Annotated in this window: 21 protein-coding genes; 12 read left to right on the forward strand and 9 right to left on the reverse strand. The window is 68.0% G+C overall.

Annotation, left to right across the window (positions count from 1 at the left end):
- Nucleotides 1-137 precede the first annotated feature (137 nt).
- The 9 genes from BQ8420_RS12595 to BQ8420_RS12635 all read left to right on the forward strand — a co-directional run bounded on the left by BQ8420_RS12595 (nucleotide 138) and on the right by BQ8420_RS12635 (nucleotide 9,500).
- A complete protein-coding gene (locus BQ8420_RS12595) occupies nucleotides 138-3,023 on the forward strand; it encodes a DUF4040 family protein (RefSeq protein WP_087098610.1) in 2,886 nt (961 codons plus the stop codon).
- Nucleotides 3,020-3,328 (forward strand): sodium:proton antiporter, encoded by a 309-nt coding sequence (locus BQ8420_RS12600; RefSeq protein ID WP_087098612.1) that lies wholly within the window; start codon nucleotides 3,020-3,022, stop codon nucleotides 3,326-3,328. Before BQ8420_RS12595 ends, BQ8420_RS12600 begins: the two co-directional genes overlap by 4 nt.
- Nucleotides 3,325-4,842 carry a monovalent cation/H+ antiporter subunit D family protein gene (locus BQ8420_RS12605; protein ID WP_087098614.1) on the forward strand — a complete coding sequence of 506 codons (1,518 nt, stop codon included), beginning with the start codon at nucleotides 3,325-3,327 and terminating at the stop codon, nucleotides 4,840-4,842. Before BQ8420_RS12600 ends, BQ8420_RS12605 begins: the two co-directional genes overlap by 4 nt.
- Nucleotides 4,839-5,216 carry a Na+/H+ antiporter subunit E gene (locus tag BQ8420_RS12610; RefSeq protein ID WP_087098616.1) on the forward strand — a complete coding sequence of 126 codons (378 nt, stop codon included), beginning with the start codon at nucleotides 4,839-4,841 and terminating at the stop codon, nucleotides 5,214-5,216. Before BQ8420_RS12605 ends, BQ8420_RS12610 begins: the two co-directional genes overlap by 4 nt.
- On the forward strand, nucleotides 5,216-5,473 hold the full coding sequence (locus BQ8420_RS12615) for a monovalent cation/H+ antiporter complex subunit F (protein WP_087098618.1): 258 nt from the start codon (nucleotides 5,216-5,218) through the stop codon (nucleotides 5,471-5,473). The genes BQ8420_RS12610 and BQ8420_RS12615 overlap by 1 nt, the downstream gene beginning before the upstream one ends.
- Nucleotides 5,470-5,826 carry a monovalent cation/H(+) antiporter subunit G gene (gene mnhG / locus BQ8420_RS12620; protein WP_087098620.1) on the forward strand — a complete coding sequence of 119 codons (357 nt, stop codon included), beginning with the start codon at nucleotides 5,470-5,472 and terminating at the stop codon, nucleotides 5,824-5,826. The genes BQ8420_RS12615 and mnhG overlap by 4 nt, the downstream gene beginning before the upstream one ends.
- Nucleotides 5,827-6,151: 325 nt before the next feature.
- Nucleotides 6,152-6,355: a cold-shock protein gene (locus tag BQ8420_RS12625; protein ID WP_087098621.1), complete on the forward strand. Its 204-nt coding sequence runs from the start codon at nucleotides 6,152-6,154 to the stop codon at nucleotides 6,353-6,355.
- Between the two features lie 238 nt (nucleotides 6,356-6,593).
- The gene (locus tag BQ8420_RS12630) at nucleotides 6,594-8,105 is read left to right on the forward strand and encodes a DEAD/DEAH box helicase (protein ID WP_087098623.1); all 1,512 of its coding nucleotides are present in this window, start codon (nucleotides 6,594-6,596) and stop codon (nucleotides 8,103-8,105) included.
- A 177-nt stretch (nucleotides 8,106-8,282) separates the two neighbouring features.
- Entirely contained in the window at nucleotides 8,283-9,500 is a 1,218-nt protein-coding gene (locus BQ8420_RS12635) for an MFS transporter (RefSeq protein ID WP_087098625.1), read from the forward strand.
- A 154-nt stretch (nucleotides 9,501-9,654) separates the two neighbouring features.
- On the opposite strand, the gene BQ8420_RS12640 is transcribed toward BQ8420_RS12635, so the two are convergent.
- Nucleotides 9,655-11,217, reverse strand: coding sequence for a DASS family sodium-coupled anion symporter (locus tag BQ8420_RS12640; RefSeq protein WP_087098627.1), 1,563 nt, complete (start codon nucleotides 11,215-11,217; stop codon nucleotides 9,655-9,657).
- Between the two features lie 251 nt (nucleotides 11,218-11,468).
- Between BQ8420_RS12640 and BQ8420_RS12645 the strand changes: the two genes are divergently transcribed.
- A complete protein-coding gene (locus BQ8420_RS12645) occupies nucleotides 11,469-12,419 on the forward strand; it encodes a TAXI family TRAP transporter solute-binding subunit (RefSeq protein WP_087098629.1) in 951 nt (316 codons plus the stop codon).
- Between the two features lie 33 nt (nucleotides 12,420-12,452).
- Here BQ8420_RS12645 and BQ8420_RS12650 read toward each other — a convergent pair whose 3' ends face one another.
- The 5 genes from BQ8420_RS12650 to BQ8420_RS12670 all read right to left on the reverse strand — a co-directional run bounded on the left by BQ8420_RS12650 (nucleotide 12,453) and on the right by BQ8420_RS12670 (nucleotide 16,556).
- Nucleotides 12,453-13,922, reverse strand: a complete 1,470-nt coding sequence (locus tag BQ8420_RS12650; RefSeq protein WP_087098631.1) for a HAMP domain-containing sensor histidine kinase — start codon at nucleotides 13,920-13,922, stop codon at nucleotides 12,453-12,455.
- A 3-nt stretch (nucleotides 13,923-13,925) separates the two neighbouring features.
- Complete coding sequence (locus BQ8420_RS12655) at nucleotides 13,926-14,594, reverse strand: response regulator transcription factor (RefSeq protein WP_087098633.1); 669 nt, start codon at nucleotides 14,592-14,594, stop codon at nucleotides 13,926-13,928.
- Nucleotides 14,595-14,596: 2 nt separating this feature from the next.
- Complete coding sequence (locus BQ8420_RS12660; protein WP_087098635.1) at nucleotides 14,597-14,842, reverse strand: hypothetical protein; 246 nt, start codon at nucleotides 14,840-14,842, stop codon at nucleotides 14,597-14,599.
- A 570-nt stretch (nucleotides 14,843-15,412) separates the two neighbouring features.
- Entirely contained in the window at nucleotides 15,413-15,859 is a 447-nt protein-coding gene (locus BQ8420_RS12665) for a DoxX family protein (RefSeq protein ID WP_087098637.1), read from the reverse strand.
- A gap of 190 nt (nucleotides 15,860-16,049) precedes the next feature.
- Complete coding sequence (locus tag BQ8420_RS12670) at nucleotides 16,050-16,556, reverse strand: MarR family winged helix-turn-helix transcriptional regulator (protein ID WP_087098715.1); 507 nt, start codon at nucleotides 16,554-16,556, stop codon at nucleotides 16,050-16,052.
- A gap of 429 nt (nucleotides 16,557-16,985) precedes the next feature.
- On the opposite strand from BQ8420_RS12670, the gene BQ8420_RS12675 reads away from it, so the two are divergent.
- Nucleotides 16,986-17,561: an NADAR family protein gene (locus BQ8420_RS12675; RefSeq protein ID WP_087098639.1), complete on the forward strand. Its 576-nt coding sequence runs from the start codon at nucleotides 16,986-16,988 to the stop codon at nucleotides 17,559-17,561.
- Nucleotides 17,562-17,817: 256 nt separating this feature from the next.
- Complete coding sequence (locus BQ8420_RS12680; protein ID WP_087098641.1) at nucleotides 17,818-18,060, forward strand: hypothetical protein; 243 nt, start codon at nucleotides 17,818-17,820, stop codon at nucleotides 18,058-18,060.
- Nucleotides 18,061-18,189: 129 nt separating this feature from the next.
- Here the strand turns inward: BQ8420_RS12680 and BQ8420_RS12685 are convergent, their stop codons facing one another.
- Genes BQ8420_RS12685 through BQ8420_RS12695 form a run of 3 tightly spaced genes read right to left on the reverse strand, consistent with a single transcriptional unit; the run spans nucleotide 18,190 to nucleotide 21,463 of the window.
- Entirely contained in the window at nucleotides 18,190-19,104 is a 915-nt protein-coding gene (locus BQ8420_RS12685) for a carbohydrate ABC transporter permease (RefSeq protein WP_087098643.1), read from the reverse strand.
- Nucleotides 19,101-20,063, reverse strand: a complete 963-nt coding sequence (locus BQ8420_RS12690; protein WP_087098645.1) for a carbohydrate ABC transporter permease — start codon at nucleotides 20,061-20,063, stop codon at nucleotides 19,101-19,103. Before BQ8420_RS12690 ends, BQ8420_RS12685 begins: the two co-directional genes overlap by 4 nt.
- Nucleotides 20,060-21,463, reverse strand: coding sequence for an ABC transporter substrate-binding protein (locus BQ8420_RS12695; protein ID WP_087098647.1), 1,404 nt, complete (start codon nucleotides 21,461-21,463; stop codon nucleotides 20,060-20,062). The genes BQ8420_RS12690 and BQ8420_RS12695 overlap by 4 nt, the downstream gene beginning before the upstream one ends.
- Between the last annotated feature and the right edge of the window lie 36 nt (nucleotides 21,464-21,499).

Genomic DNA, 21,499 nt, shown 5'->3' on the forward strand with positions numbered 1-21,499 from the left:
ACGGGGAACTCAGTGCCTGCCCGCCCGGGCCCCACTGACGCCACCCCCGTAACCCACCTTCCGCTCCGTCACACCGTGTTCACCGTCCGGGTCACCCCGGGCAGGTTCACGGTGCTCAGTCGTGAAAGGACAGTGGCGTGGTGCTGCTGCTTCTCCTCATCGTGCTCGCCGTGACCGTCGCGAGCACTCCGTTACTGGACAGGTTCCTGGGCCGGAACGCGGGTTGGCCCATCGCCACCGTGTTCCTCGCCCTGACCGTGCTGGTCGCCCTCCAGGCGCCTCAGGTGTTGGGCGCCGGCACCCCCGTGGAATACACCCGGCCGTGGATGCCGAGCCTGGGAGTCGACCTGCACCTGCGCATGGACGGCCTGGGCTGGCTGTTCACCATGTTGGTGACCGGTATCGGCACGCTGATCATGGCCTACTCCACCCGGTACTTCCCCCCTGGGCGCAGACTCGGCTTCTACTGCTTGATGAGCGTGTTCGCGTTCGCGATGACCGGTCTGGTCCTGGCCGACGACGTCGTGCTGCTCTTCGTCTTCTGGGAGCTCACCACGATCGCGTCGTTCTACCTGATCGGTCTCTCCGGGCTCACCGCCGACCGACCGGCGATCCGCACCTTCCTTCTCACCGCGATGGGCGGCTTGACCCTGTTGGGCGCCGTCACCCTCCTGGTCATACGCACAGGAACGACTCAGCTGAGCGTGATCCTGGCCGACCCCTCCTGGACCCAGGACCCGGCTTTCGTCTCCGTGGTGGCGCTGCTGGTGATGGTGGCGGTGTTCACCAAGTCGGCCCAGTTCCCGTTCCACTACTGGTTGCCGGACGCCATGGCCGCGAGCACCCCGGTCAGCGCCTACCTGCACGCCGCCGCCATGGTCAAGGCCGGCATCTATCTGGCGATGCGGTTCACTCCGGCGTTCGCGGAGGTGTTCCTGTGGAACGCGATGCTCATCACCGCGGGTCTGGTCACCGCCCTGATGGGCGCGTTCTTCGCGCTCCAGCAGAACGACCTCAAGCGACTGGCCGCCTTCTCCACCGTCAGTCAACTGGGGTTGCTGATCGCGGTGATCGGTGTGGGCACCCCGGAGGCCTTGGTCGCCGCGTCGGTGCACACCGTGGCCCACGCCCTGTTCAAGTCGGCCCTGTTCATGGCGGTCGGCCTGGTCGACCACCAGACCGGCACACGCGACATTCGCAGACTGGGGGGTCTACGCCACCGGATGCCGGTCACGGCGACGATCGCCACGCTGTCCGCCCTGTCCATGGCGGGCATCCCACCCCTGCTCGGTTTCATCAGCAAGGAGAACCTGTTCGAGGCGTTCCTGCACGCCCCCGGTCCGGGCTGGTTCGGTCCGCTCGCCGGTGTGGTCGCGGTGGGCGCCTCGGTGTTCACGTTCGCCTACTCCTTCCGGTTCGTCTACCGCACCTTCTTCGGCGCTTCCCGGAGCGAGGAGGGAACCGAGGAGGCCACCGCCGGTGAGGCCCGGATCGGCTTCTGGACCCCCGCCATCATCGCCGCGTTCGGCGGTGTGCTGCTGGGCCTGACCGTGCCGGTCCTGGACCCACTGGTCAACACGGTGGCGACCGACGCCACACACGCGATGGTCGACACCCATCTGGTGTTGTGGCACGGGTTCAACGCCGCACTGTTCATGTCGATGGCGGCGGTCGGCCTCGGCTCCTTGCTGGCCTGGCGGTCCCGGGCCGGTGACGCCATGGCCGGACGCGACCTCGTTCCGTTCACCGGAGTAGGGATCTTCGAAGCCCTCTACGGTGGAATCATCCGTGTGGGGAGGCGCGTGGGCGACCTGACCAGGTTCGACTCGCCCGCCTACCACCTGGGCGTACCGATGATCGTCATCATCGGGCTGGCCTCCGTGATCGCCGTGGTGGGACTGGAACTGCCCCCGGTCGCCGGGCAGACCGCACTCGGTCTCGACTGGCTGTTGGTGGGGCTGATGGCCGTCGCCGTCGGCTCCGCCGTCGTCACCCGGTCCCGGATGGCGGGCCTGGCGCTGGTGGGTGTCGCCGGTTTCACCACCGCCCTGTGGCTGTTCTTCCTCGGCGCCTTCGACGTCGCCCTCACACAGCTACTGGTGGAGATCCTGACAGTGGTCGTGGCGGTCCTGGTCCTGCGCCGGCTCCCCCGTCGCTTCCACTCGGTGAAGCGTCGCCGCACCGTGCTGACCGCGGCCGTGGCGGTCAGCGCGGGCCTGTGCGCCGGAGTGGCCGCCTTCGCGCTCACCGGACGCCGTGAGCTGTCCCCGGCCGCCGATTACTTCCTCGACAACGCACCCGAGGACACCGGCGGCACGAACGTGGTCAACACCATCCTCGTGGACTACCGGGCCCTGGACACCCTCGGCGAACTCACCGTCCTGGGTGTGGCCGGGCTGATCATCATCGCGGTGCTGCGCTCCAGCGACCTGCTGCCCACTCACGGCTCGCGTCAAATCATCGTCGGTGCGACCAACGCGGCCTACGATCCGGCCGACAACACGGTGCTCATGCGCACTGTCGGTAGATTCCTCATGCCGCTGCTGGTCTTGTGGTCCCTCTACCTGTTGTTCCGTGGCCACAACGAACCGGGCGGCGGATTCATCGCCGGTCTGGTCGGTGGCGCTGGGTTCGCCCTCGTCTACCTGGCCGCACCCAGCGACCGGGACGCGCGCATCCGCCTGACCTACCCCGTGATCATCGGGGCCGGTGTCCTGGTCGCGGCGTTCTCAGGCGTCCTGGGCTTCGTGGACGGTTCCTTCCTCAAGCCACTGCACGCGGACATCCCGCTGGCCTGGGGCGGTCACTTCCACTTCACGACGGCGTTCGTGTTCGACATCGGTGTCTACCTGGCCGTCGTGGGCGTTCTGCTCACCGCCCTCAACGAACTCGGTCTGGAGCGGGGGTCCGACACCAGCGGGAGTCGGGAAGACCCTCCGACACCGCAGGAGGGCGAGATTCCGGTGGGCGACACGAACGACGCTTCCCCCATGGACGACTCCACCACCGGAGGTAAGCGATGACCCTCGCCATCACCATCGCCATCATGGTCGCCGGCGGTGTCTACCTGATGCTTCAGCGCGGCATGGTGCGCATCGTCCTCGGCCTGATCCTGGTCGGGCACGCGGTCAACCTGCTGATCATGTCGGCGGGCGGGGTGTTCCGCAGGGACCTGCCGCTGTTGCAGTTCGGCACCGCCTTGACCGCGGCCGACCCGCTTCCTCAGGCGTTCGTGCTGACCGCCATCGTCATCGCCTTCTCCATCGCGATCTACATGCTCACCCTCGCCGCCTCGGGCAGCGACGACGACACGGAGGGGAACTCATGATCCCTGCGTTGCTCCCCCTCTTCGTGGCGGTCCCGCTGATCGGGGCGGGACTGCTCATCGTGCTACCCGGCCCACGCTGGCTACGCAGGGTCCTGTTGCTGGCTCCCAGCGCGGCGGGAATGCTGGGCGGCGGTGGACTGATCTGGCTCACCCGCGACGGTGTGGTGTTCGCGCACAACGTGGGTCTGTGGCAGGACGGGATCGCCATCCCGTTCGTCGCCGACGTGTTCAGCGCGCTGATGCTGTGGACGACGTGCTTGTTGGCACTGGTGTGCTCGATGTTCGCGGTGGCCACGGGAGACGACCGGCAGTCCTTCTTCTCCCCCTTGGTGTTGGTGCTCACGGCCGGCGTGTCCGGCGCGCTGCTCACCGGCGACCTCTTCAACATGTTCGTGTTCATCGAGGTCATGTTGTTGCCCTCGTACGGGCTGTTGGCGATGCTGGGAGCCTTGGGTCGACTGAAGGCCGGACGCATCTACGTCACCGTCAACCTGCTGACCTCGACGATCTTCCTGGCCGGTGTGGCCCTGGTCTACGCCGTCGCCGGAACCGTGCACCTGGGCGAGCTCGCCGGGGCGGCCGAAGAGTCACCGTTGGTGGCGGCCGGCATGGGCGTGGTCATCCTCGCGCTGGCGATCAAGGCCGCGGTCGTCCCTGTGCACGGTTGGTTGACCCGCACCTATCCGGCGACCTCCCCGGCCATCACGGCCCTGTTCTCCGGGCTGCACACCAAGGTCGCCATCTACGCGATCTACCGCCTGTACGCCGTGGTCTTCGACGGCGACTCCCGGTTCCTGTGGATCGGGGTGGTGGCCTTCACCCTCACCATGATCATCGGTGTCATGGGAGCGGTCGGTGAGAACACCACCCGCTCCATCCTGGTCTTCCACATGATCAGCCAGATCGGGTACATCCTGCTGGGCGTGGCCCTGTTCACCGAACTGGGCCTGATGGCGGGCATCTTCTACCTGATCCACCACATGATCGTGAAGGCGTCGCTGTTCCTGTCCACCGGAGCCATCGAGCACACTCACGGCACCGGCGCGTTGGACCGACTCGGCGGCATCGCCAGACGCCAACCCCTCATCGGACTGGTGTTCATGGGAGCGGCGTTGTCCTTGGCCGGCCTCCCACCGTTCTCGGGGTTCGTCGCCAAGCTGTCCCTGGTCCTGGCCACCGTCGAGGAGCAGCAGTGGACCGTGATGGCCGTGATGATCGCGGTCAGCCTCATCACGTTGATGTCCATGCTCAAGATCTGGGGCGGGGTGTTCTGGGGCAAGGAGCCTCCCTCTCCGGAGGAAGGTGTTCCGATGATCACCGGAGCCAACGGGGGTTCCGTCCAGACGGCGACGAGGTCGAAGATCCGGACGACACTGCTCCTTCCCGGTCTGGTGCTGACCGCGACCACCCTGTGTCTCGGGCTCGGCGCCGAGTTCCTGCTCGACCTGAGCGCGCAGGCCGCCGCGAACCTCTTGGACACGTCCACCTACGTCGAGGCGGTGCTGGGACGATGAACTACCTGAAGTGGGCGCTTCGGCTGCTCTGGTTCCCCTTCTACGCCGGGGTCGAGATCACCAAGACCTCCTTCCAGGTCATGTGGGACGTCCTCACCCCCGGCAGCGCGGCGACACCCGCCTTCGTGGAGGTGCCGATCCGTGGTCGGAGCGACTTCGAGGTGACGATGTTGGCCAACCTGATCTCCCTGACCCCGGGCACGGTCACGGTGGCCGTACGGCACGAGCCCCCCACCCTGTGGGTGCACGGGTTGTACGTGCAGGACCGCGAGTCGTTCCGCGAGGACATCCACGCCATAGAGGACCGCATCCTCGCGTTCACCCGGACGCCTTGGTCCGCGGAATCGACCACCTCCGAGGGAGGAACCCGCTGATGCACGTCATCGACATCGGTCTGGCCGCGATCGTGGTGGCGATGGTCATCGCCACCTACCGCATTCTCATCGGTCCCTCCGCGGCCGACCGTGGCGCCGCCACCGACGTCATCTTCTTCGGGTTCGTCGGCCTGGTGGCCATGTTGGGCTTTCGCCTGGACACCGCACTGGTCGTGGACATCGTGCTGGTCTGCTCACTGGTCGGGTTCCTGGCCGCACTCTCCATGGCCCGACTGATCACCGGAGGCAAGCGATGAACGTGCTGTACCCGCTCGGAGTCGTCTGCATGATCGCCGGCGCCGGGGTGTTCCTGGTCGGTGCGGTCGGTCTGCTGCGGCTCCGGGACTTCTACGCCCGGCTGAGCGGTGTCACCATCGCCGGCGCCCTGGGGACCGCGCTCCTCCTGCTCGGGCTCCTCTTGCACTACCCGACCGTGGAGAACACCATCAAGATCGGCCTCGCCCTGTTGATCCAGCTGTCGACCGCCGCGGTGGGCGGTAACGCCATCGCGCGAGCCGGCTACCTGACCGGGGTGGAACCCACCGCGGACACGAAGTTCGACGACCTGGCCACGACGAACATCGAGGGCCGTAGCGAGGGTGAACAGTAGCCACCGCGGCCACCACCGGAGCGAACGGGTCCCGTCTGTGAGGGGAAGGCGGGGCCCGTCCGCGTGGGCACACGGTCACCCGATGGCGGGACCGTGTGCCCCGAAAATCCCACCCAACACGGGCGCGACGCGATCCGATGCCAGGTTTTGTGATGCGTTACAACACACCGGGTTTTTCAGGCTCGACACAAACCGTGTGCTAGATTGTTTGAAGTTGCAGTAGTGACCCCGCAGAAAATCTCCATCTTTTTCGGGCGCTCACCGCGGTGACAGGAAAATCGTCATTTGCGGTTTTCTCCATGCTCCCGAACGAGAGGAACACTCTATGGCTACCGGTACCGTCAAGTGGTTCAACGGCGAAAAGGGCTTCGGCTTCATCGAGCAGGACGGCGGCGGCCCCGACGTCTTCGCCCACTACTCCGCCATCCAGGCCAACGGTTACCGCGAGCTCGCGGAAGGCCAGGCTGTGCAGTTCGACGTCACCCAGGGTGCCAAGGGCCTTCAGGCCGACAACATCACCCTGGCCTGAGAGAGCTAAGGCTCTTTCAACAGCAGGGGCCCGCCCTCAGGGCGCAGGGCCTCTGCCTTTCTTTTTTTAGGGCCGGTTTCTCGCCGTCGCGTCTCGACCGGCACCGGCCATCAACCACGCCCCGGGTTCTCCGTGTGTGCAGTGGATCTCGCAGAATTATCCCGGCGCCGCCGGTGCTCAGCGTCGAGGTCGCAGACGACCTCCACGCCCGGCACGGGTCGTCGGTGGAAGGTTTCCTTTGAACCACACGTCCCGTACCAACACCCGACGCCCCCGTCCCTCCGGGGAGTTCGGCCGCAAGAGGCCCAACAACTCCTTCGGTGGCGGTCGTCCCCGTCAGGGCGGCAACCGGGAAGGCGGCAGGAGCCGTTTCGGCAACGGTCGCCCCTCCGGGGAGTTCGCCCTCCCCGTCACCGTCACCCCCGGGCTCGACCCGGTGGAGTCCTTCGAGGCCCTGGAGATGCCCGCGCCGCTGAAGACGACGCTGACCCGCCAGGGTCTGACCACCCCGTCGACGATCCAGGCAGCCACCCTGCCGAACTCGCTGGCGGGCCGCGACGTCCTGGGCCGCAGCCAGACCGGATCGGGCAAGACGCTGGCCTTCGGGCTGTCCCTGCTCGCCCGTCTCGACGGTCGTAAGGCCGAGTCGCGACACCCCCTCGCGGTGGTGCTCGCCCCGACCCGCGAGCTCGCCCAGCAGGTCACCGACTCGCTCACCCCGTACGCCCGTTCACTGCGGTTGCGCATGGCCACCGTGGTGGGCGGCATGCCCATCCACCGCCAGGCGCGCTCCCTGCACCAGGGTGTGGAACTCGTCGTCGCCACTCCGGGACGTCTACGCGACCTGATGGAGCGCGGCGACTGTGTCCTGAGCCAGGTGGAGGCCACCGTCCTGGACGAGGCCGACCAGATGACCGACATGGGCTTCATGCCGCAGGTCACCGCGATCCTCGAAGAGGTCCCCGCGGACGGCCAGCGCCTGCTGTTCTCGGCGACCCTGGACCGCAACGTGGACCGTCTGGTCCGCCGGTTCCTCAACGACCCGGTGGTGCACTCGGTCGACCCCTCCGAGGGCACCGTCACCACGATGGAGCACCACATCCTGCACGTGTCCCCCGCGGACAAGCAGGCCACGGCGGCCCGCATCGCCGCCCGTGACGGTCAGGTCCTCATCTTCCTGGACACCAAGCACGCCGTGGACAGGATGGCCCAGCACCTGCTGGACAACGGGGTCCGGGCCGCGCCCCTGCACGGCGGCCGTTCCCAGCCCCAGCGCACCCGCACCCTCAAGCAGTTCAAGGAGGGCACGGTCACCGCGCTGATCGCCACCAACGTCGCGGCGCGCGGCATCCACGTGGACGACCTCGACCTGGTGGTCAACATGGACCCGCCCACCGACCACAAGGACTACCTGCACCGTGGCGGCCGTACCGCCCGCGCGGGACAGTCCGGCAGAGTCGTCACCCTGGTGCTGCCGAGCCAGCGTCGCGGCATGGCCCGCATGATGTACCAGGCGCGTGTCGACGCCCAGGTCGCTCAGGTGCACGCCGAGGACCCGGAGCTCGCCCGCATCACCGGTGCCCGTGAGCCCTCCGGCGTGCCGGTGACACTGCCCCGTGGCCGCGAGGACAACCCTCGTCGTGGTCCGCGCGGCGGTGGCTACGGCGGCGGCGGTTACGGCGGTTCGGGTCAGGGCGGTGGGCGCAACCGTCGCCCGCGTCGCCCCTCGGCGAACCGTGGTCGGGACTAACCTCCCGGCTCGCGTACACGAACGCATGAGAACCCCGTCCCACCAGGTCATTCGACTTGGAGGGGCGGGGTTCTTCGTCGTGCTCCCTTCCCGGTGGGGAGCGTAGACGCTAGCCTGCCCTGAGCCGTGCCATCCGCTCATCGGATGCCTCAATCCGCACCCCCACAGCGAGGCTCCATGCATTCCAGCACCACCGTCCGTACCGGGTCCCAAGGCGCGCTGGTCCTCGCGGCCCTCTTCCTGGTCGCCGCCTGTCTGCGCCCGGCCCTGACCTCGGTGGGTTCGGTCCTGGGGCAGATCGGCGACACCACGGGGTTGTCCGGTTCCGCGTTGGGGCTGTTGGGCGCCCTTCCACTCCTCGGCTTCGCCGTCGTCTCACCCCTGGTCCACGGGCCGGCTGCCCGCTGGGGGGTGGACCGGATGGTGCTGGTGGCGATGGTGGTGCTGTGCGCGGGGATCATCATCCGTTCCCTTTCGCCGCTCCCCGCCCTGTGGGTCGGCACCGCGCTGATCGGCGCCTCGGTGGCGGTCGGCAACGTCCTGGTACCCGCCATCATCCGGCGAGACCAACCCTCCCGGATCTCCCTGTTGACCGGGGTCAACACCTCGGTGATGAACGCGTCGGCCGCCCTGGCCGCCGGCCTCGCCGTGCCGCTGTCCCTGCTGTTGGGGAGCTGGCGGCCGGCGTTGGGCCTGTGGGCGGGCCTGGTGGCGGTGGCCGTCCTGGTGTGGGCGGTGCGGATGCGCCGGGTACCCGGGTCCGAGACGATCGGTGCGGTCGGCACCACACGCGAGGAACCCGAGCGGTCGGTGTGGACCTCGGCCAAGGCCTGGCAGGTCACCGTCTTCATGGGTCTGCAATCCACCACCTACTTCACCCTCATGAACTGGCTTCCCACCGTGGAGGCCTCGCGGGGCGTCGCTCCCACCACGGCCGGCTGGCACCTGTTCGGCTTCCAGCTGGCGGGCATCGTGGCGGGCCTGGCCATTACCACGCTGATGGGTCGCCGGGCCGAGCAGCGTCCGGCCTGCCTGGTGGTGAGCGTGACCATGGTGGTGGCCATGACCGGGCTGGTGTGGGCCCCCGGGTGGGGGCTGCTGTGGATCCTGTTGGCGGGGGCGAGCACGGGTGGCGCCATCGTGGTGGCGCTGGCGCTCATCGCGCTCCGTGGCGGCACGCACGGAAGGACCATCCGCCTGTCCGGGATGGCGCAGTCCATGGGCTACCTGTTGGCCGCCGGTGGCCCGGTGGCGGCGGGCACGCTCGGGCAGACCATGGGCGTGTGGGAACCGGTGCTGTTGCTGGTGGGAGCCCTCGCACTGGTGCAGCTAGGCGTCTCCCTGTTGGCCGGCCGTCCCGAGCGGACCCCCAGTGGGGAGCACACCGACCGATAGCGGCAAGGCGAAGGGCGCCCCTTGCGTCCGCCGTCGGACGGTGACGGAAGACGTAGGGGCGCCCTGGGAGTGCCGGGTGGTGCCCGGGAGAGAAGGAAACACCACCCAGGGAAGGACCGCCCGCTCTCTGCTTCGAGCGATCCGTGGTCGACGGCTACAGCGAGATGCCCAGTGCCCAGGTCATCAGGCCGTACATGGTGCCGAGGATGAGGAACAGGGCCACGAGGTTGAGCCAGACGCCACCCTTGATCATCTCGCCGATCTTGACGTAGCCCGAACCGAACGCGATCGCGTTCGGCGGGGTCGCCACCGGGAGCATGAACGCCATGGTGGCGGCGAGCGCGACCGGGACCACCAGGGCGAGGACGTCGATGTCCATGCCCATGGCCACGCCGCCCATGATGGGCAGGAACGTCGCCGCGGTCGCGGTGTTGCTGGTCAGCTCGGTGAGGAACAGGACCAGCGCGCTGACGGCCAGGATCAGCACCCAGGTGGGCACCCCGGACAGGAAGGAGACCTGGGCGCCGACCCAGGCGCTCAACCCGGAGTCGGTGAACTGGGCGGAGATGGCCAACCCACCACCGAAGAGGAGCAGCACGCCCCAGGGCAGCTTGACCGCCGTCTCCCAGTCCATCAGGGGGGTCTTGCGGTCCACCGGCAGGAGGAAGAGGAGGACCGCGACGGTCATCGCGACACCCGCGTCCGTGACGTTACCGAGCCAGGGAGCCACGGCCGCGACCGGTCCCAGGTCGGCGATCATCGGAATGAAGATCCAGGACAGGGCCGCGAAGGCGAACACCGCCAGGACGAGCTTCTCGCCACGGGACATGGCGCCCATCTTGGTGAGTTCCTCGCGGATCAGCTCCTGAGCGCCCTCGACCTTCTTCACCCCCGGCTTGAAGAGGCGGGTCAGAACGAACCAGGCGATCAGCATGAAGACCGCTGCCAGCGGCACACCGGCCATCATCCACTGGCCGAAGCCGATCTGGATGTCGTGGGTGTCGGCGAGGTAACCGACCATCAGGACGTTGGGCGGGGTACCGATCAGGGTGGCGACCGAGCCGATGGACGAGGAGTAGGCGATGCCCAGCATAAGGGCGGTCGCGAAGTTCGCGTCCGTACGTCCGCCACGGAACTGGGCGATCAGCGCGACGACGGAGAGACCGACCGGCAGCATCATCACGGCGGTGGCGGTGTTGGACACCCACATGGTGATGAAACCGGTGGCGATCATGAAACCGCCGACCAGGCCGACCGTGTTGGAGCCGACCTTGGAGACGATCGTCAGGGCGATGCGCTTGTGCAGGTTCCACTTCTGCATGGCCAGGGCCAGCATGAAGCCGCCCATGAACAGGAAGATCGTGTCGGAGCCGTACGCGGACGCCACGTCCCCGACCTCCGCGCCCTCCACCATCAGGGGGAAGAGCACCAAGGGGAGAAGTGAGGTCACGGGGATCGGCAGGGCCTCGGTGGCCCACCAGATGGCGATCCAGACGGTGACCGCGGCGACGACCGCGCCGTTGACTGACATGACCTCTTCGGTCTCGCCGTCACCCAGTGGCAACGCCATCTCCGGCATCACGAGGTAGACCAGCAGAGCGAGTAGGGGACCGAGAACGAGTCCGATGACACGACCGCGGGTCAACCCCTGTGAGGACTTCTCCTCGGGTTTGACCAACGCTGTGTCGGGGGTATCGACGCCCTTCTGGGTCGCCATGGGTTCCTCCTCCATCGAGCGCCCCTGGGTGGCGCCCGTCTGCGGAGGGCAACTCGCGGATTGCCGCGGGGTTGCCTCCGGGTTACGTCTTGACTCAACAGATGGTCAGCTCACAAGTGGGTGTGTGCAACGCAACTCACGGTTTCTTGGGGTTCCTCTGACATTGGGCGACGTTCGGTGTGTTCCGTGGAACACGGAGTGAGGTGGGGTCACCCCCTGACCCCACGCCCTCCCCCGTCTAAGCTGCGGGTATGCGATCGCCCGGACCCACCAGACGGGCCGCCCTCCTGGGCGGTCTCGGTGCCCTCTCCATCGCGACCGTGAGCGGTTGCACGAACGACCCCGCCCCGGAGATCGGTCGGATCGTCGTCGCCACCGGTCCCCCCGGGGCCGTCTACCGCGAGATCGGCGCGGCTCTCGCGCGACTCTTGGACGAACACCTGCCCGATCAGGAACTCGTCGCCGTCGAAACGGGTGCCTCCCACGACAACCTGCACCTGTTGGACGACGGACAGGCCCACCTCGGCCTCGCCAACCTCGACTCCATACTCGCCACCGACATCGCCACGGAGGAGTCGGCGATCAGCGCGGTGGGAAGGCTCTTCGACAGCTTCGTTCACTTGGCCGTCCGCGACGACTCCCCCGTGCGGTCGCTCTCCGACATCGAGGGGCTGAGGGTCTCCCTGGGCACGGTCAACTCCGGCACCGAGTTCACCGCCGAGGAGATCCTGGAGGTGACCGGGGTGCGGCCCCGGGAAGTACGGCTCGACCAGGCCGCATCCGCCGCCGCCCTCGACTCGGGGGAGATCGACGCGATGTTCTCCCTGACGGGGCTCCCCACGCCCGCCATCGCCGACCTCGCCGGGGAACGCACCCTGCGGCTGGTCGACCTGGCCGACACCGCCGACGCGATGGTCAGCGTGTACCCGGAGTCGTACTTCCCGGCGACCATCCCCGCCACCACCTACAGCGGGATTCCGGCCTGCCCCACCATGTCCATCCCCAACCTGCTCCTGTGCCGCCGGGACCTGCCGGACGAACTCGTTCGTCGGGTGACCGAAACGGTGTACACCGGGGCGTCGGTCCTGGCCGAACAGCGCCCGGAAGCCGCCCAGATCAACGTGCGCACCGGGATCTCCACCGGCATCGTGCCCCTGCATCCCGGGGCGGAGCAGTGGTATCGGGAGAGCAAGCCCGCTTAGTGTTCGGGCACAGGGTCAGGAACGAGTGCCAGGTCAGGAGCGGGGAGGCTCGCCGGCCTCGGCTTCGTCCTCGGTTTCGGTCTCCTTCGTCGGGTCGGCCGGCGGCAGGATGATGACCACCCCGAGCCCGTGGTGCACCACGTCGACCGCCTCATCGACCGGCCCATTGCTCAGACCATCGCCCAGGGTGAGCCGTCCCCCGGACTCCCGCACCAGGTCGGCGACGATCGCCAGGCCCAGTCCCGTCCCCTCGGTGTTCTGGTGACTCGGAGAGCGCCAGAACCGGCCCAGCGCGGCCTCACGTTCCTCCTCCGGCAACCCCGTACCGTTGTCGAGCACTCCGATCCGCACCTCTTCGGCGTCCTCGACCCGGATCTCGATCCGATCGCCGCCGGAAAGTCGCATGGCGTTGCTGAACAGCTCGTCGAGGATGCTGCCCAGACCACCCGCCGGAGCGTGCGCCCACACCTGTTCCGGCAGGTCGGTGGCGACCTGGATGCCGCGCGACTCCCCCAGGGCACGCCACCTGGGCACTCGGGTCTCGACCAGGGCCGTCACCTCCACCGCCTCGGCGCCGGTGACGCTCTCCAACCGGGTGGCGGCCAGCAGCGAGTTCAGCATCCGGTGCATCATCGTGGTCTCGTCGATCGCCACGGCGTGCGCCTCCCGCGCGTCCTCCCCCTTCAGGTAGGGCGCCAGGTTCTCCACCGACAGCCGAAGGCTCGCCAGGGGGTTGCGCAGCTGGTGGGAGGCCTCGGAGACGAACGCGCGCTGCCGTTCCAGGGCCCGGCGCACCACGTCGACCATGGTGTTGAAGGAGTCGGTGAGCCTGCGCAGCTCGGGTGGGCCGCGCTCGGCGTCCACGTGCACGTCCAAGTCGCCGGCGGTCACCGCGGTGGTGGCGTCGTCCAGCCGCCGGATCGGTTGCAGTACCCACCAGGACAGCGGCAACGACGCCGCCACCAACAGGGCCAGCGGAACCAGGCTGAGCAGGGCCATCCAGCCCCACGCGGTGAGGATGTCGGCGGCCAGCCCTTCGGTGGAGGAGACCAGCACCACGGCACCGGCGACCTCGCTGTCACGACCGATCGGTTCGGCCACCACCATCGGTTCGGAGATCCACGGCCACACGGTGGACGGCGGCTCCGGTCGTTCCCCGGCCAGGGCCGCGGTGATCCCCGCGCCCATGTCCACTTCCGTGACCAGGTCCCGCATCCGTTCCAGGTCCCCGGATCCGGTCACGACCTCACCGTCGGGGGCGACCACGACCACCGGGATCGCGTAGAGCTGCTCGTAGCGGTACATCTCCTGGGCCAGGGCGTTGTCCCGGTCGCTCTCCAACGCGGTGCGCGCGAGCGCGGCGAAACGACCGGCGTCCCCCAACCGGTCGACGTACACCTCCTGGGTCTCCTGCTGGGCGATCACCGCGCCCAGAGGCGTGACGATGGCCGCGACCAGCACGAACGCCGCCGGCAACAGGATCGTCAGCAGACGCCGGAGCATGGGTCAGCCCCCGTCGAGCACGTAGCCGACCCCGCGCACCGTACGGATGTGCACGGCGTCTCCGACCTTGCCCCGCAGCGAGGCGATGTGGGTGTCCAGGGTGCGCGAGGAGGCCTCCCAGGCAGCGCCCCACACCTGGTCGAGGATCTGGTCCCGGGCCACCACGTTCGGCGCGCGAAAGACCAACAGGCTGAGGAGGTCGAACTCCTTGCGCGTCAGTTGCAGGGGTTCGCCGCCGAGCCTGGCTCCCCGGGAGTTGACGTCGATGACCAGGTCGCCGACTCGCAGCGGTGGGTCCTCGGGCTCGGGTTCGGCCCGCGCCGACCGGGTGCGTCGTAGTACCGCGTCGATCCGGGCGAGGAGTTCGGCCACCCCGAAGGGCTTGACCACGTAGTCGTCGGCTCCGGCACGAAGGCCTCGAACCCGGTCGCGTTCCTCGCTGCGCGCCGTCACCGCGATGATCGCGGTCTGGGGTCGTTGCCGCAGGCGACGGAGCAGGTCGATGCCGTCGGCGTCGGGGAGTCCGAGGTCGAGCAGGACGACGTCCGCGGGTGGTGCGGTGAGCGCCCGCTCCGCGGTGGCCACCCGTTGAACGTCGAAGGAGGCGGAGCGCAGCGCGGTCACCAGCCCGCGTGCCACCCGGTCATCGTCCTCGACCACGAGAATGCGCATGGCTAGCCATAGTAGGCAGTACTGAGCACGAGCGGCCCCCTCCCCACGCCCTCACCCCCGCCGAGGGATGTGGCGAACCGCGTCAGGAAGCAACTTTTCCAGGTCGGGAACCCTATAGTCTCCCGAAGGAAGTCCGGTTGTTCAGCGAGCCGGGATCCGGCGTGGGGGAAGACCCCACGCAGCTCTGCTTCACCCATGCCGACACCGTTGTCGATGCGGTCCACGTAGGCGCGGCCGTCGTCGTCCACACCCTGGCGGTCTCCGCGGTCTCCTGCAACCGCACGAGATCAACAGGATGGGGGATCGCCGGGTGTTCAAGGATCCGTCTCCGGCGGGGATACCGCTTCCGAGGACGTCCCGAACCCCAGGGCCAGGATCAGACCCAGCCACCGCTCTCGTAGCTGTTGCGCACCCTCGACAGGTACGTACTCGTCCTCACGCAACCCTTCGAGATATGCGGGGTTACAGACCCCAGGTCCCAGGCGCAGACTGTGCAGGAAGTGCTTGACCCGGCCGGTTTTCCACAGCCTGTGGAAAAGTTCTGGCGCAGACCACCCAGGGATCACGTTCCGGCTCGGGTCCAGCCTCGGTCCCCGAGTTGAGGATGACCTGCTCGATGTCCCTCACCTGGATCAGCGAGGCCCCTCCCGCACGTCTCTCGCCGCGTTGTTCGTCTCGTGCCGATCCGTCACGCCTGGCCCCGCTCTCCCTGGTTCCTGGGCACGAGGCTAGAAGAGAAACCCCTTCGGGAGAATGGATCCGAGAAAACAACAACGGCCGCCCAACGTCGTTGGTGGGCGGCCGTGTCGAAAGGAGGATCAGGCGGCGTGCACGGCTTCCTTCTCCTCCGAGCGGACACGGCGACGACCCCAGGGCATCATGCTGTCGACGGCGAAGCGGCCACCGGCGAAGCCCAGGGCCAGCGCGGCGACGGCCAGGACCAGCACCATCTCGAAGCCGCCGACCAGCGGGTCACCGACGTGGGCGAAGAAGTAGGCGCTGCCCATCATGAGCGCCAGGAGCACCCCGGCGACGGGCAGGGCGAACCCGATGAGGAGCGCCGCCCCCGCCCCGACCTCGATGCCCGCGCCCAGCAGGGCGGCGAACTGTGGGAAGGGGATGCCCATCGCTTCGAAACCCGCGGCGGTGCCCTGGAGGTCGGTGGCTTTGGGCAGCCCATGGGCGATGAAGACGACACCGACGACGACGCGCGCGAGCAGGGCGGTCAGGTCGCTGATCCGGTTTTTGGGTGTCTGTTCGATCATGGTGCGTTCCTGTTCTGTGAGCGGGTGTCCCGGTGGTCGAGATCGGTGTCCGGTTCCAACACTTGAGATCACAACCTTTTGCCGGGAAACAACAGGGTAATACGTATCCGGCCGCGCACATAGCGTGCTCGCCGGAGAAGTTGTGATCCTCACACGACCGCCCTGCTCAGGGCAGATAACAGAATCCGGCTCAGTTCCGGGTCTCCATACCCTTCGGGTCCGAGTACCGAGGCTCTTCGTCGTGGGGATCCAGCGAACCCAACATCGCCTCGGAGATCTCCCTCAGCTGCCCTACCTGCTCTCGGGTGAGCACGTCGAACACCAGGCGTCGCACCTCACGCACGTGCCCGGAGGCCGCCTCCCGCAACGTCTCCATCCCCTTGTCGGTGAGTTCGACGAGGGTCGTGCGCCGGTCCCCCGGGCGTTTGAAGCGGCGGATCATCTCCTCCGCCTCCAGGCGCGCGGCGGCGTGCGACAACCGGCTGGGCGAGGAGCGCAGCAGACGGGCCAGGCGCGTCATCGTCAGCTCCCGGCCCGGGGCCTCGGAGAGCATCGCGAGGATCTGGTAATAGGCGTGCGGCATCCCGGAGTCGTACCTGAGCTGGCGGTCCAGCGCCCCGTCCAGCAAGTGGACGGCCATGAGGAAGGTGCGCCAGGTCCGTTGCTCGTCATCGTCGAGCCACCGTGTCTCGGTCATCGGACCCGAACCCTCCGCACTACTCGAACGCTCGATCGTGCCACCGCGCCACCGGAGCCGGCCGGGACCACTGGTCTGGTCCAGGCCAGGGCGATCCTCATCGTCTCCGTGCACTGGAGGACGCTCCTCTCACCCTTGGAGCCACGGCCGATCACACCCCGCTGACTATGGCTTCCGGGGCTTTCCGCAACGTTACTACGACGTAACGTGCGACAGCCCGGGCACGCCTGAACCCGTCACACGCGTACCCGGATTCGTGACCGGTCCAGGTGCCACGGCCCACCGGCGGCCCCGCCCTCGGATATCCCGCGCAAACTCACCGAACAGTCCTTTTCGTTCGACCGAACGGGCTGTCTTCCCAGCGCACAAAGCCATCAAACACACGAAAAGGTCTACCGACCCCGGCCCGGTTCTGGGAGACTCCCCAGCATGACGGGCACACGCAACCCTGCCGAAGCAAGGACCGTGGAGGATCTGCTCCGTATCGACGGACGGATCAAGTACGTGTATTTCTGGGGCCATGAGCCATCACCTGACGGAGTCACGGCCACCAGCCTCTCCCAGTGGTGGTCGGCCGACTTCACCATCGACGGACTCACCTACCGCACCGCCGAGCACTTCATGATGGCCGAGAAGGCACGGCTGTTCGGCGACACCGAGACCGCCGAACGGATCATCGCCGCCGCACACCCCGAACAGGCCAAGGAACTCGGCCGCGAGGTCCGGGACTTCGACGAGGAGACCTGGGAGCGGGAACGCTTCGAGATCGTCGTTCGAGGCAACCTCGCCAAGTTCGGTCAGAACGAGGACCTGCTGGAGTTCCTCCTCGGCACGAAGGAACGGGTCCTGGTCGAGGCCAGTCCCCACGACCGCGTGTGGGGGATCGGGATGGGCTGGGATGACGAGAACGCGGAACGCCCCCGGCATTGGCGGGGACGCAACCTGCTGGGCTTCGCGTTGATGGAGGCCCGTGCCCGACTAGCCGCCGAACGCACCGCCGCCTGAACCCATCTCCTTGAGCGACATCCACCGCCGAATGGCCCGGAGGGTCCCCCTCCGGGCCCGTTTCGTCCCTTAGGCCCCATCCCGATCGGCCGTTCTCCCCGATTTCACCCCGGGTCTGGCCGATCACCCTTCGACGCCCACCCCACCGGAGTAGAGTCCGAGCACGCGAACATCACGGTGCCCCGGCACCACGGCATGTCGATCGGCCCCGGGACACCGTCCTCGCTTCTTCCAGGACCACACCCAGGGGATTCCCATGGCCTATTACCGCGTCCAACTCAGCGACGGCAGCAGTCACACCCTCCAGGCGGTGCGCATGCGGACCGACGTCCGCAGCCTCTACCTGGAGGAGCACGCGGCGGGCGACTGGCGCGAGGTGTTCAGCAACCCCATCACCGGGGTCGAGCGCGTCCAGCGCCGGTTCACCGAGAACGACGGCAGCTGGACCTGGCTCCAGGAACAGCTGCCCGCACCCGTGGGCGGCGTGCGCGCCTGGTGACCGCCCCGCCGGAGGAACCCGCACCAGGGCAGGAGCCCCTGGCTCTCCGGGCCCGGCCGTCTTCGCGGCCGATAGTGGAGAGCGGGACCCCCGAAGGGCTCGTTCAGGGGCCCCGCCGTTCGATACGGGTCAGCCCTTGACGGCGCCCGCGGTCATACCTCCGCGCCAGTAGCGCTGGAGGACGATGATGGCGATGATCAGCGGGATGACCGACAGCATGGAACCGGTCACGACCCGCATGTACATCTCGATGTCCCGACCCTGGTAGGACTGCCAGGTCACCAGGCCCAGAGTGATCGGGTACAGCTCCTCGTCGGCGAGCATCACCAGCGGCAGGAAGAAGTTGTTCCAGATGCCCACCAGTTGGAAGAGGAACACCGTCACCAGTGCCGGCGCCATCATGCGCAGGCCCAGGCCGAAGAAGATGCGCCCCTCGCCCGCGCCTTCCAAGCGGGCCGCCTCGATGACCGAGTCGGGTACCGAGGCGTCGGCGTAGATCCGGCACAGGTACAGGCCGAACGGGGAGATGAGGCTGGGCAGCAGGACCGCCCAGTAGGTGTTGGCCAGCCCGATCTGGCTGAACAACAGGTACAGCGGCAGCGCGGTGGCGGCGGCCGGGACGAGCACCCCGCCCAAGACCATGCCGAACACCAGTTCCCGGCCGCGGAAGTCGTACTTGGCCAGCGCGTACCCGGCGGCGGCCGCCAACAGCGTGGCCAGCAGGGCACCGAACACCGAGTAGAAGACGCTGTTGAGGGTCCAGCGCCAGAAGATGCCGTCGTGGTAGGTGAGGACGTCGGCGATGTTGCCCCACAGGGCGAACGTGTCACCCAGCAGGAACCCGTGCGTGTTGAACAGGTCCGAGGTGGTCTTGGTGGCCGCCACGAACACCCAGTACACGGGGAGGACGAAGTAGCACGTGGCGACCGCGAGGATCGCGGTGACCAGGATCTTGGAGCGCAGCGGCGCACCGGTCGCGGTGCCCTTGCCCGCGGATCGGCCGGCGGGCCCGCCCTTACCGGTGGGGGTCTTGGTCGTGGTCATCGTTGCCGGTCCTTCCTGTTGACCGACCAGAGGAAGCCGAACGAGAGCACGAACGCGGTCAGCGCCACGATGACCGACTGGGCGGCGGCCACGTTGTAGTCGTTGTCGGTGAAGGCGGAGTTGTACGCCGCCATGTTGGGTGTGTAGGCGGAGTCGATGGTCGCGGTGAAGCCCGCGAGGATCTGTGGCTCGGCGAACAGTTGCAGGGTGCCGATGATCGAGAAGATCGTGGTCAGGACCAGGGCCGGCCGGATCAGCGGCAACTGGACGTGCCGGGCCAGTTGGAAGGGGCCCGCCCCGTCGATCCGCGCGGACTCGTACAGCTCGCTGGGGATCGTCTTCAGCTGGGCGATGAGGATCAACATGTTGTAGCCGATGAACAGCCACGTGATGATGTTGGCGATCGACCACAGGACCGTGCCGTCGCCGAGCGGGTCGAGCTCGATGCCGACCAGGCCGGCCACGTCCACGATCGGGGACAGGCCGGGCACGTACAGGAAGCCCCAGAGCAGGGTGGCGACCACGCCGGGGACGCCGTAGGGCATGAAGTACATCGCCCGGAAGAAGCCCGGCCACTTCGCGGAGGCCGATTCCAGGAGCAGTGCCAGGGCCAGGGCGAACCCCAGCATGACCGGCACCTGGATGATGCCGAAGAGCAGCACCCGACCGATGGAGTCCACGAACGCGTCCTGGTCGAGTGCCCGGGCGTAGTTGCCGAAGCCGGCGAAGACCGACTCGCGGTCCAGTTCACCGAAGAGTCCGTGCCGTCGGACCTGGACGAAGCTCTGGTGGACCGCGTACAGGATCGGCAGGACGAAGCAGAGCACGAACAGGCCGAGGAAGGGTGCGAGGAACCCCCAAGGGGTGAGGGCACCCGCCTTGAACCGGCGCTTGGGCGGCGGCCCCGACCGGCGTTCGGGGCGCGTGGGGTCGGAGTGGGGCCTGGTCGTCGTGGTCATGGCCCACCCCTGACCGACAACCCCTTGGCGCGGATGTCGCCGATCGTGTTGGCCTGGGCGGTCGCGAGCGCGTCCACGAAGGAGGTCCCGTCGGTGACCGCGGCCCGGAACGCGTCGCCGATGTGGTTCTTCGTGGCGCTCAGCGTCGGCCCCCACATCCAGTCGGTGGGGATGTACTCGGTGGCTTCGGCGACGATGTCGGTGTAGTTCTGCTCCGAGAAGTAGGGGTCGGGCCCCTGGTTGCGCACGGAGTTCTCGTTGACCTCCTGGGAGGCCGCCCATCCGATGCCGCACTCGGTGATCATGGCGTCCACCGCACGCTGGTCGGTGGCCAGCCAGTTGGCGAACCGCACCGATTCGTGCGGGTGTGGGGCACCGTTGAGCACCACGGAGGCCGACCCGCCCCAGGTACCTTCGCGTCGGGGTTCGCCCTCCCACTGGGGCAGACCGGAGACCGCCCAGGCGCCGGGGTTGTCGGGGTCGTTGCCCTGGATGATGGCGTCGCCCCAGTTGCCCACGGTCCAGGTGCCGATGGTGCCCTGTTGCAGCCCTTGGAACCATCCGGTGGACCACACGGTGTGGGTGAGGTTGAGAACCCCTTCGCGGACCAGCTCCTCCCAGAAGCGGGCCACCTTCACCGACCCGTCGTCCATGAAGTCGACGGACCACTCGCCTCCCTCGGAGGTGAACCACCGCGCCCCGGCCTGCATGCACATGGCGGCCAGCCAGTCGGCGTCCCCCACGGGGAAGGACTCGATGGCGGCGCCCTCCTCGGCGGCGGCCACCTTCCGAGCCGCTTCGGCGTACTCGCCCCAGGTCGCGGGGGTCTGGATCCCCCACTCCTCGTACTTATCCGCACGGTGGAAGAACAGCACGGGCCCGGAGTCGACGGGGATGCCGTAGTGACCGTCGATGTAGGCGGCCTGCGACCACTGCCACTCGTCGTAGAGGTCGGCGTGGTCCAAGGCCCCGTACCGGCTCAGGTCCTCCAGCCCGTTCTCCAGGAGGAAGGACGGGATCTGGAAGAACTCGACCTGGGCGAGGTCCGGCTGGTTACCGGCGACGAGCGAGTTGAACATCATCGCGTATCCGCCGTCCAGCCCGCCGGGGATGGTGACGGCGCGGACGCGGATGTCCGGGTTCTCCTCGTTCCAGATGTCGGCCACGGTCTGGAAGCCGGGCCACCAGGTCCAGTAGTCGAGTGCGATGTTCTCGTTCGGGTCCTTCGGTGGGACGACCGGGCGGCTTCCGGCGGGGCCGACGGTGGCGGCGCAACCGCCGAGCGCCGCCACCGAGCCGAACGCCGTGGCCGTGGCGCCGGCGCGGAGCAGTCCGCGGCGGGTGAGTCCTCGACCGGTGAGGGCGGCGCTGCGTCCCCTTGGGGGGTGGGGAACTTTCATGCTGGTTCCTTTGGGAAAACCTGCGGTGGGGGGGGT

The sequence above is a fragment of the Nocardiopsis sp. JB363 genome (assembly GCF_900143625.1).
In the GTDB taxonomy this organism is placed as follows: domain Bacteria; phylum Actinomycetota; class Actinomycetes; order Streptosporangiales; family Streptosporangiaceae; genus Nocardiopsis.

Excerpts from the sequence above, each read along its gene's own strand:
- BQ8420_RS12600 (WP_087098612.1), top strand. The coding sequence starts at position 3,020 with ATGACCCTCGCCATCACCATCGCCATCATGGTCGCCGGCGGTGTCTAC.
- BQ8420_RS12605 (WP_087098614.1), top strand. The coding sequence starts at position 3,325 with ATGATCCCTGCGTTGCTCCCCCTCTTCGTGGCGGTCCCGCTGATCGGG.
- BQ8420_RS12610 (WP_087098616.1), top strand. The coding sequence starts at position 4,839 with ATGAACTACCTGAAGTGGGCGCTTCGGCTGCTCTGGTTCCCCTTCTAC.
- BQ8420_RS12615 (WP_087098618.1), top strand. The coding sequence starts at position 5,216 with ATGCACGTCATCGACATCGGTCTGGCCGCGATCGTGGTGGCGATGGTC.
- mnhG (WP_087098620.1), top strand. The coding sequence starts at position 5,470 with ATGAACGTGCTGTACCCGCTCGGAGTCGTCTGCATGATCGCCGGCGCC.
- BQ8420_RS12625 (WP_087098621.1), top strand. The coding sequence starts at position 6,152 with ATGGCTACCGGTACCGTCAAGTGGTTCAACGGCGAAAAGGGCTTCGGC.
- BQ8420_RS12635 (WP_087098625.1), top strand. The coding sequence starts at position 8,283 with ATGCATTCCAGCACCACCGTCCGTACCGGGTCCCAAGGCGCGCTGGTC.
- BQ8420_RS12640 (WP_087098627.1), bottom strand. The coding sequence starts at position 11,217 with ATGGCGACCCAGAAGGGCGTCGATACCCCCGACACAGCGTTGGTCAAA.
- BQ8420_RS12645 (WP_087098629.1), top strand. The coding sequence starts at position 11,469 with ATGCGATCGCCCGGACCCACCAGACGGGCCGCCCTCCTGGGCGGTCTC.
- BQ8420_RS12650 (WP_087098631.1), bottom strand. The coding sequence starts at position 13,922 with ATGCTCCGGCGTCTGCTGACGATCCTGTTGCCGGCGGCGTTCGTGCTG.
- BQ8420_RS12655 (WP_087098633.1), bottom strand. The coding sequence starts at position 14,594 with ATGCGCATTCTCGTGGTCGAGGACGATGACCGGGTGGCACGCGGGCTG.
- BQ8420_RS12665 (WP_087098637.1), bottom strand. The coding sequence starts at position 15,859 with ATGATCGAACAGACACCCAAAAACCGGATCAGCGACCTGACCGCCCTG.
- BQ8420_RS12670 (WP_087098715.1), bottom strand. The coding sequence starts at position 16,556 with ATGACCGAGACACGGTGGCTCGACGATGACGAGCAACGGACCTGGCGC.
- BQ8420_RS12675 (WP_087098639.1), top strand. The coding sequence starts at position 16,986 with ATGACGGGCACACGCAACCCTGCCGAAGCAAGGACCGTGGAGGATCTG.
- BQ8420_RS12680 (WP_087098641.1), top strand. The coding sequence starts at position 17,818 with ATGGCCTATTACCGCGTCCAACTCAGCGACGGCAGCAGTCACACCCTC.
- BQ8420_RS12685 (WP_087098643.1), bottom strand. The coding sequence starts at position 19,104 with ATGACCACGACCAAGACCCCCACCGGTAAGGGCGGGCCCGCCGGCCGA.
- BQ8420_RS12690 (WP_087098645.1), bottom strand. The coding sequence starts at position 20,063 with ATGACCACGACGACCAGGCCCCACTCCGACCCCACGCGCCCCGAACGC.
- BQ8420_RS12695 (WP_087098647.1), bottom strand. The coding sequence starts at position 21,463 with ATGAAAGTTCCCCACCCCCCAAGGGGACGCAGCGCCGCCCTCACCGGT.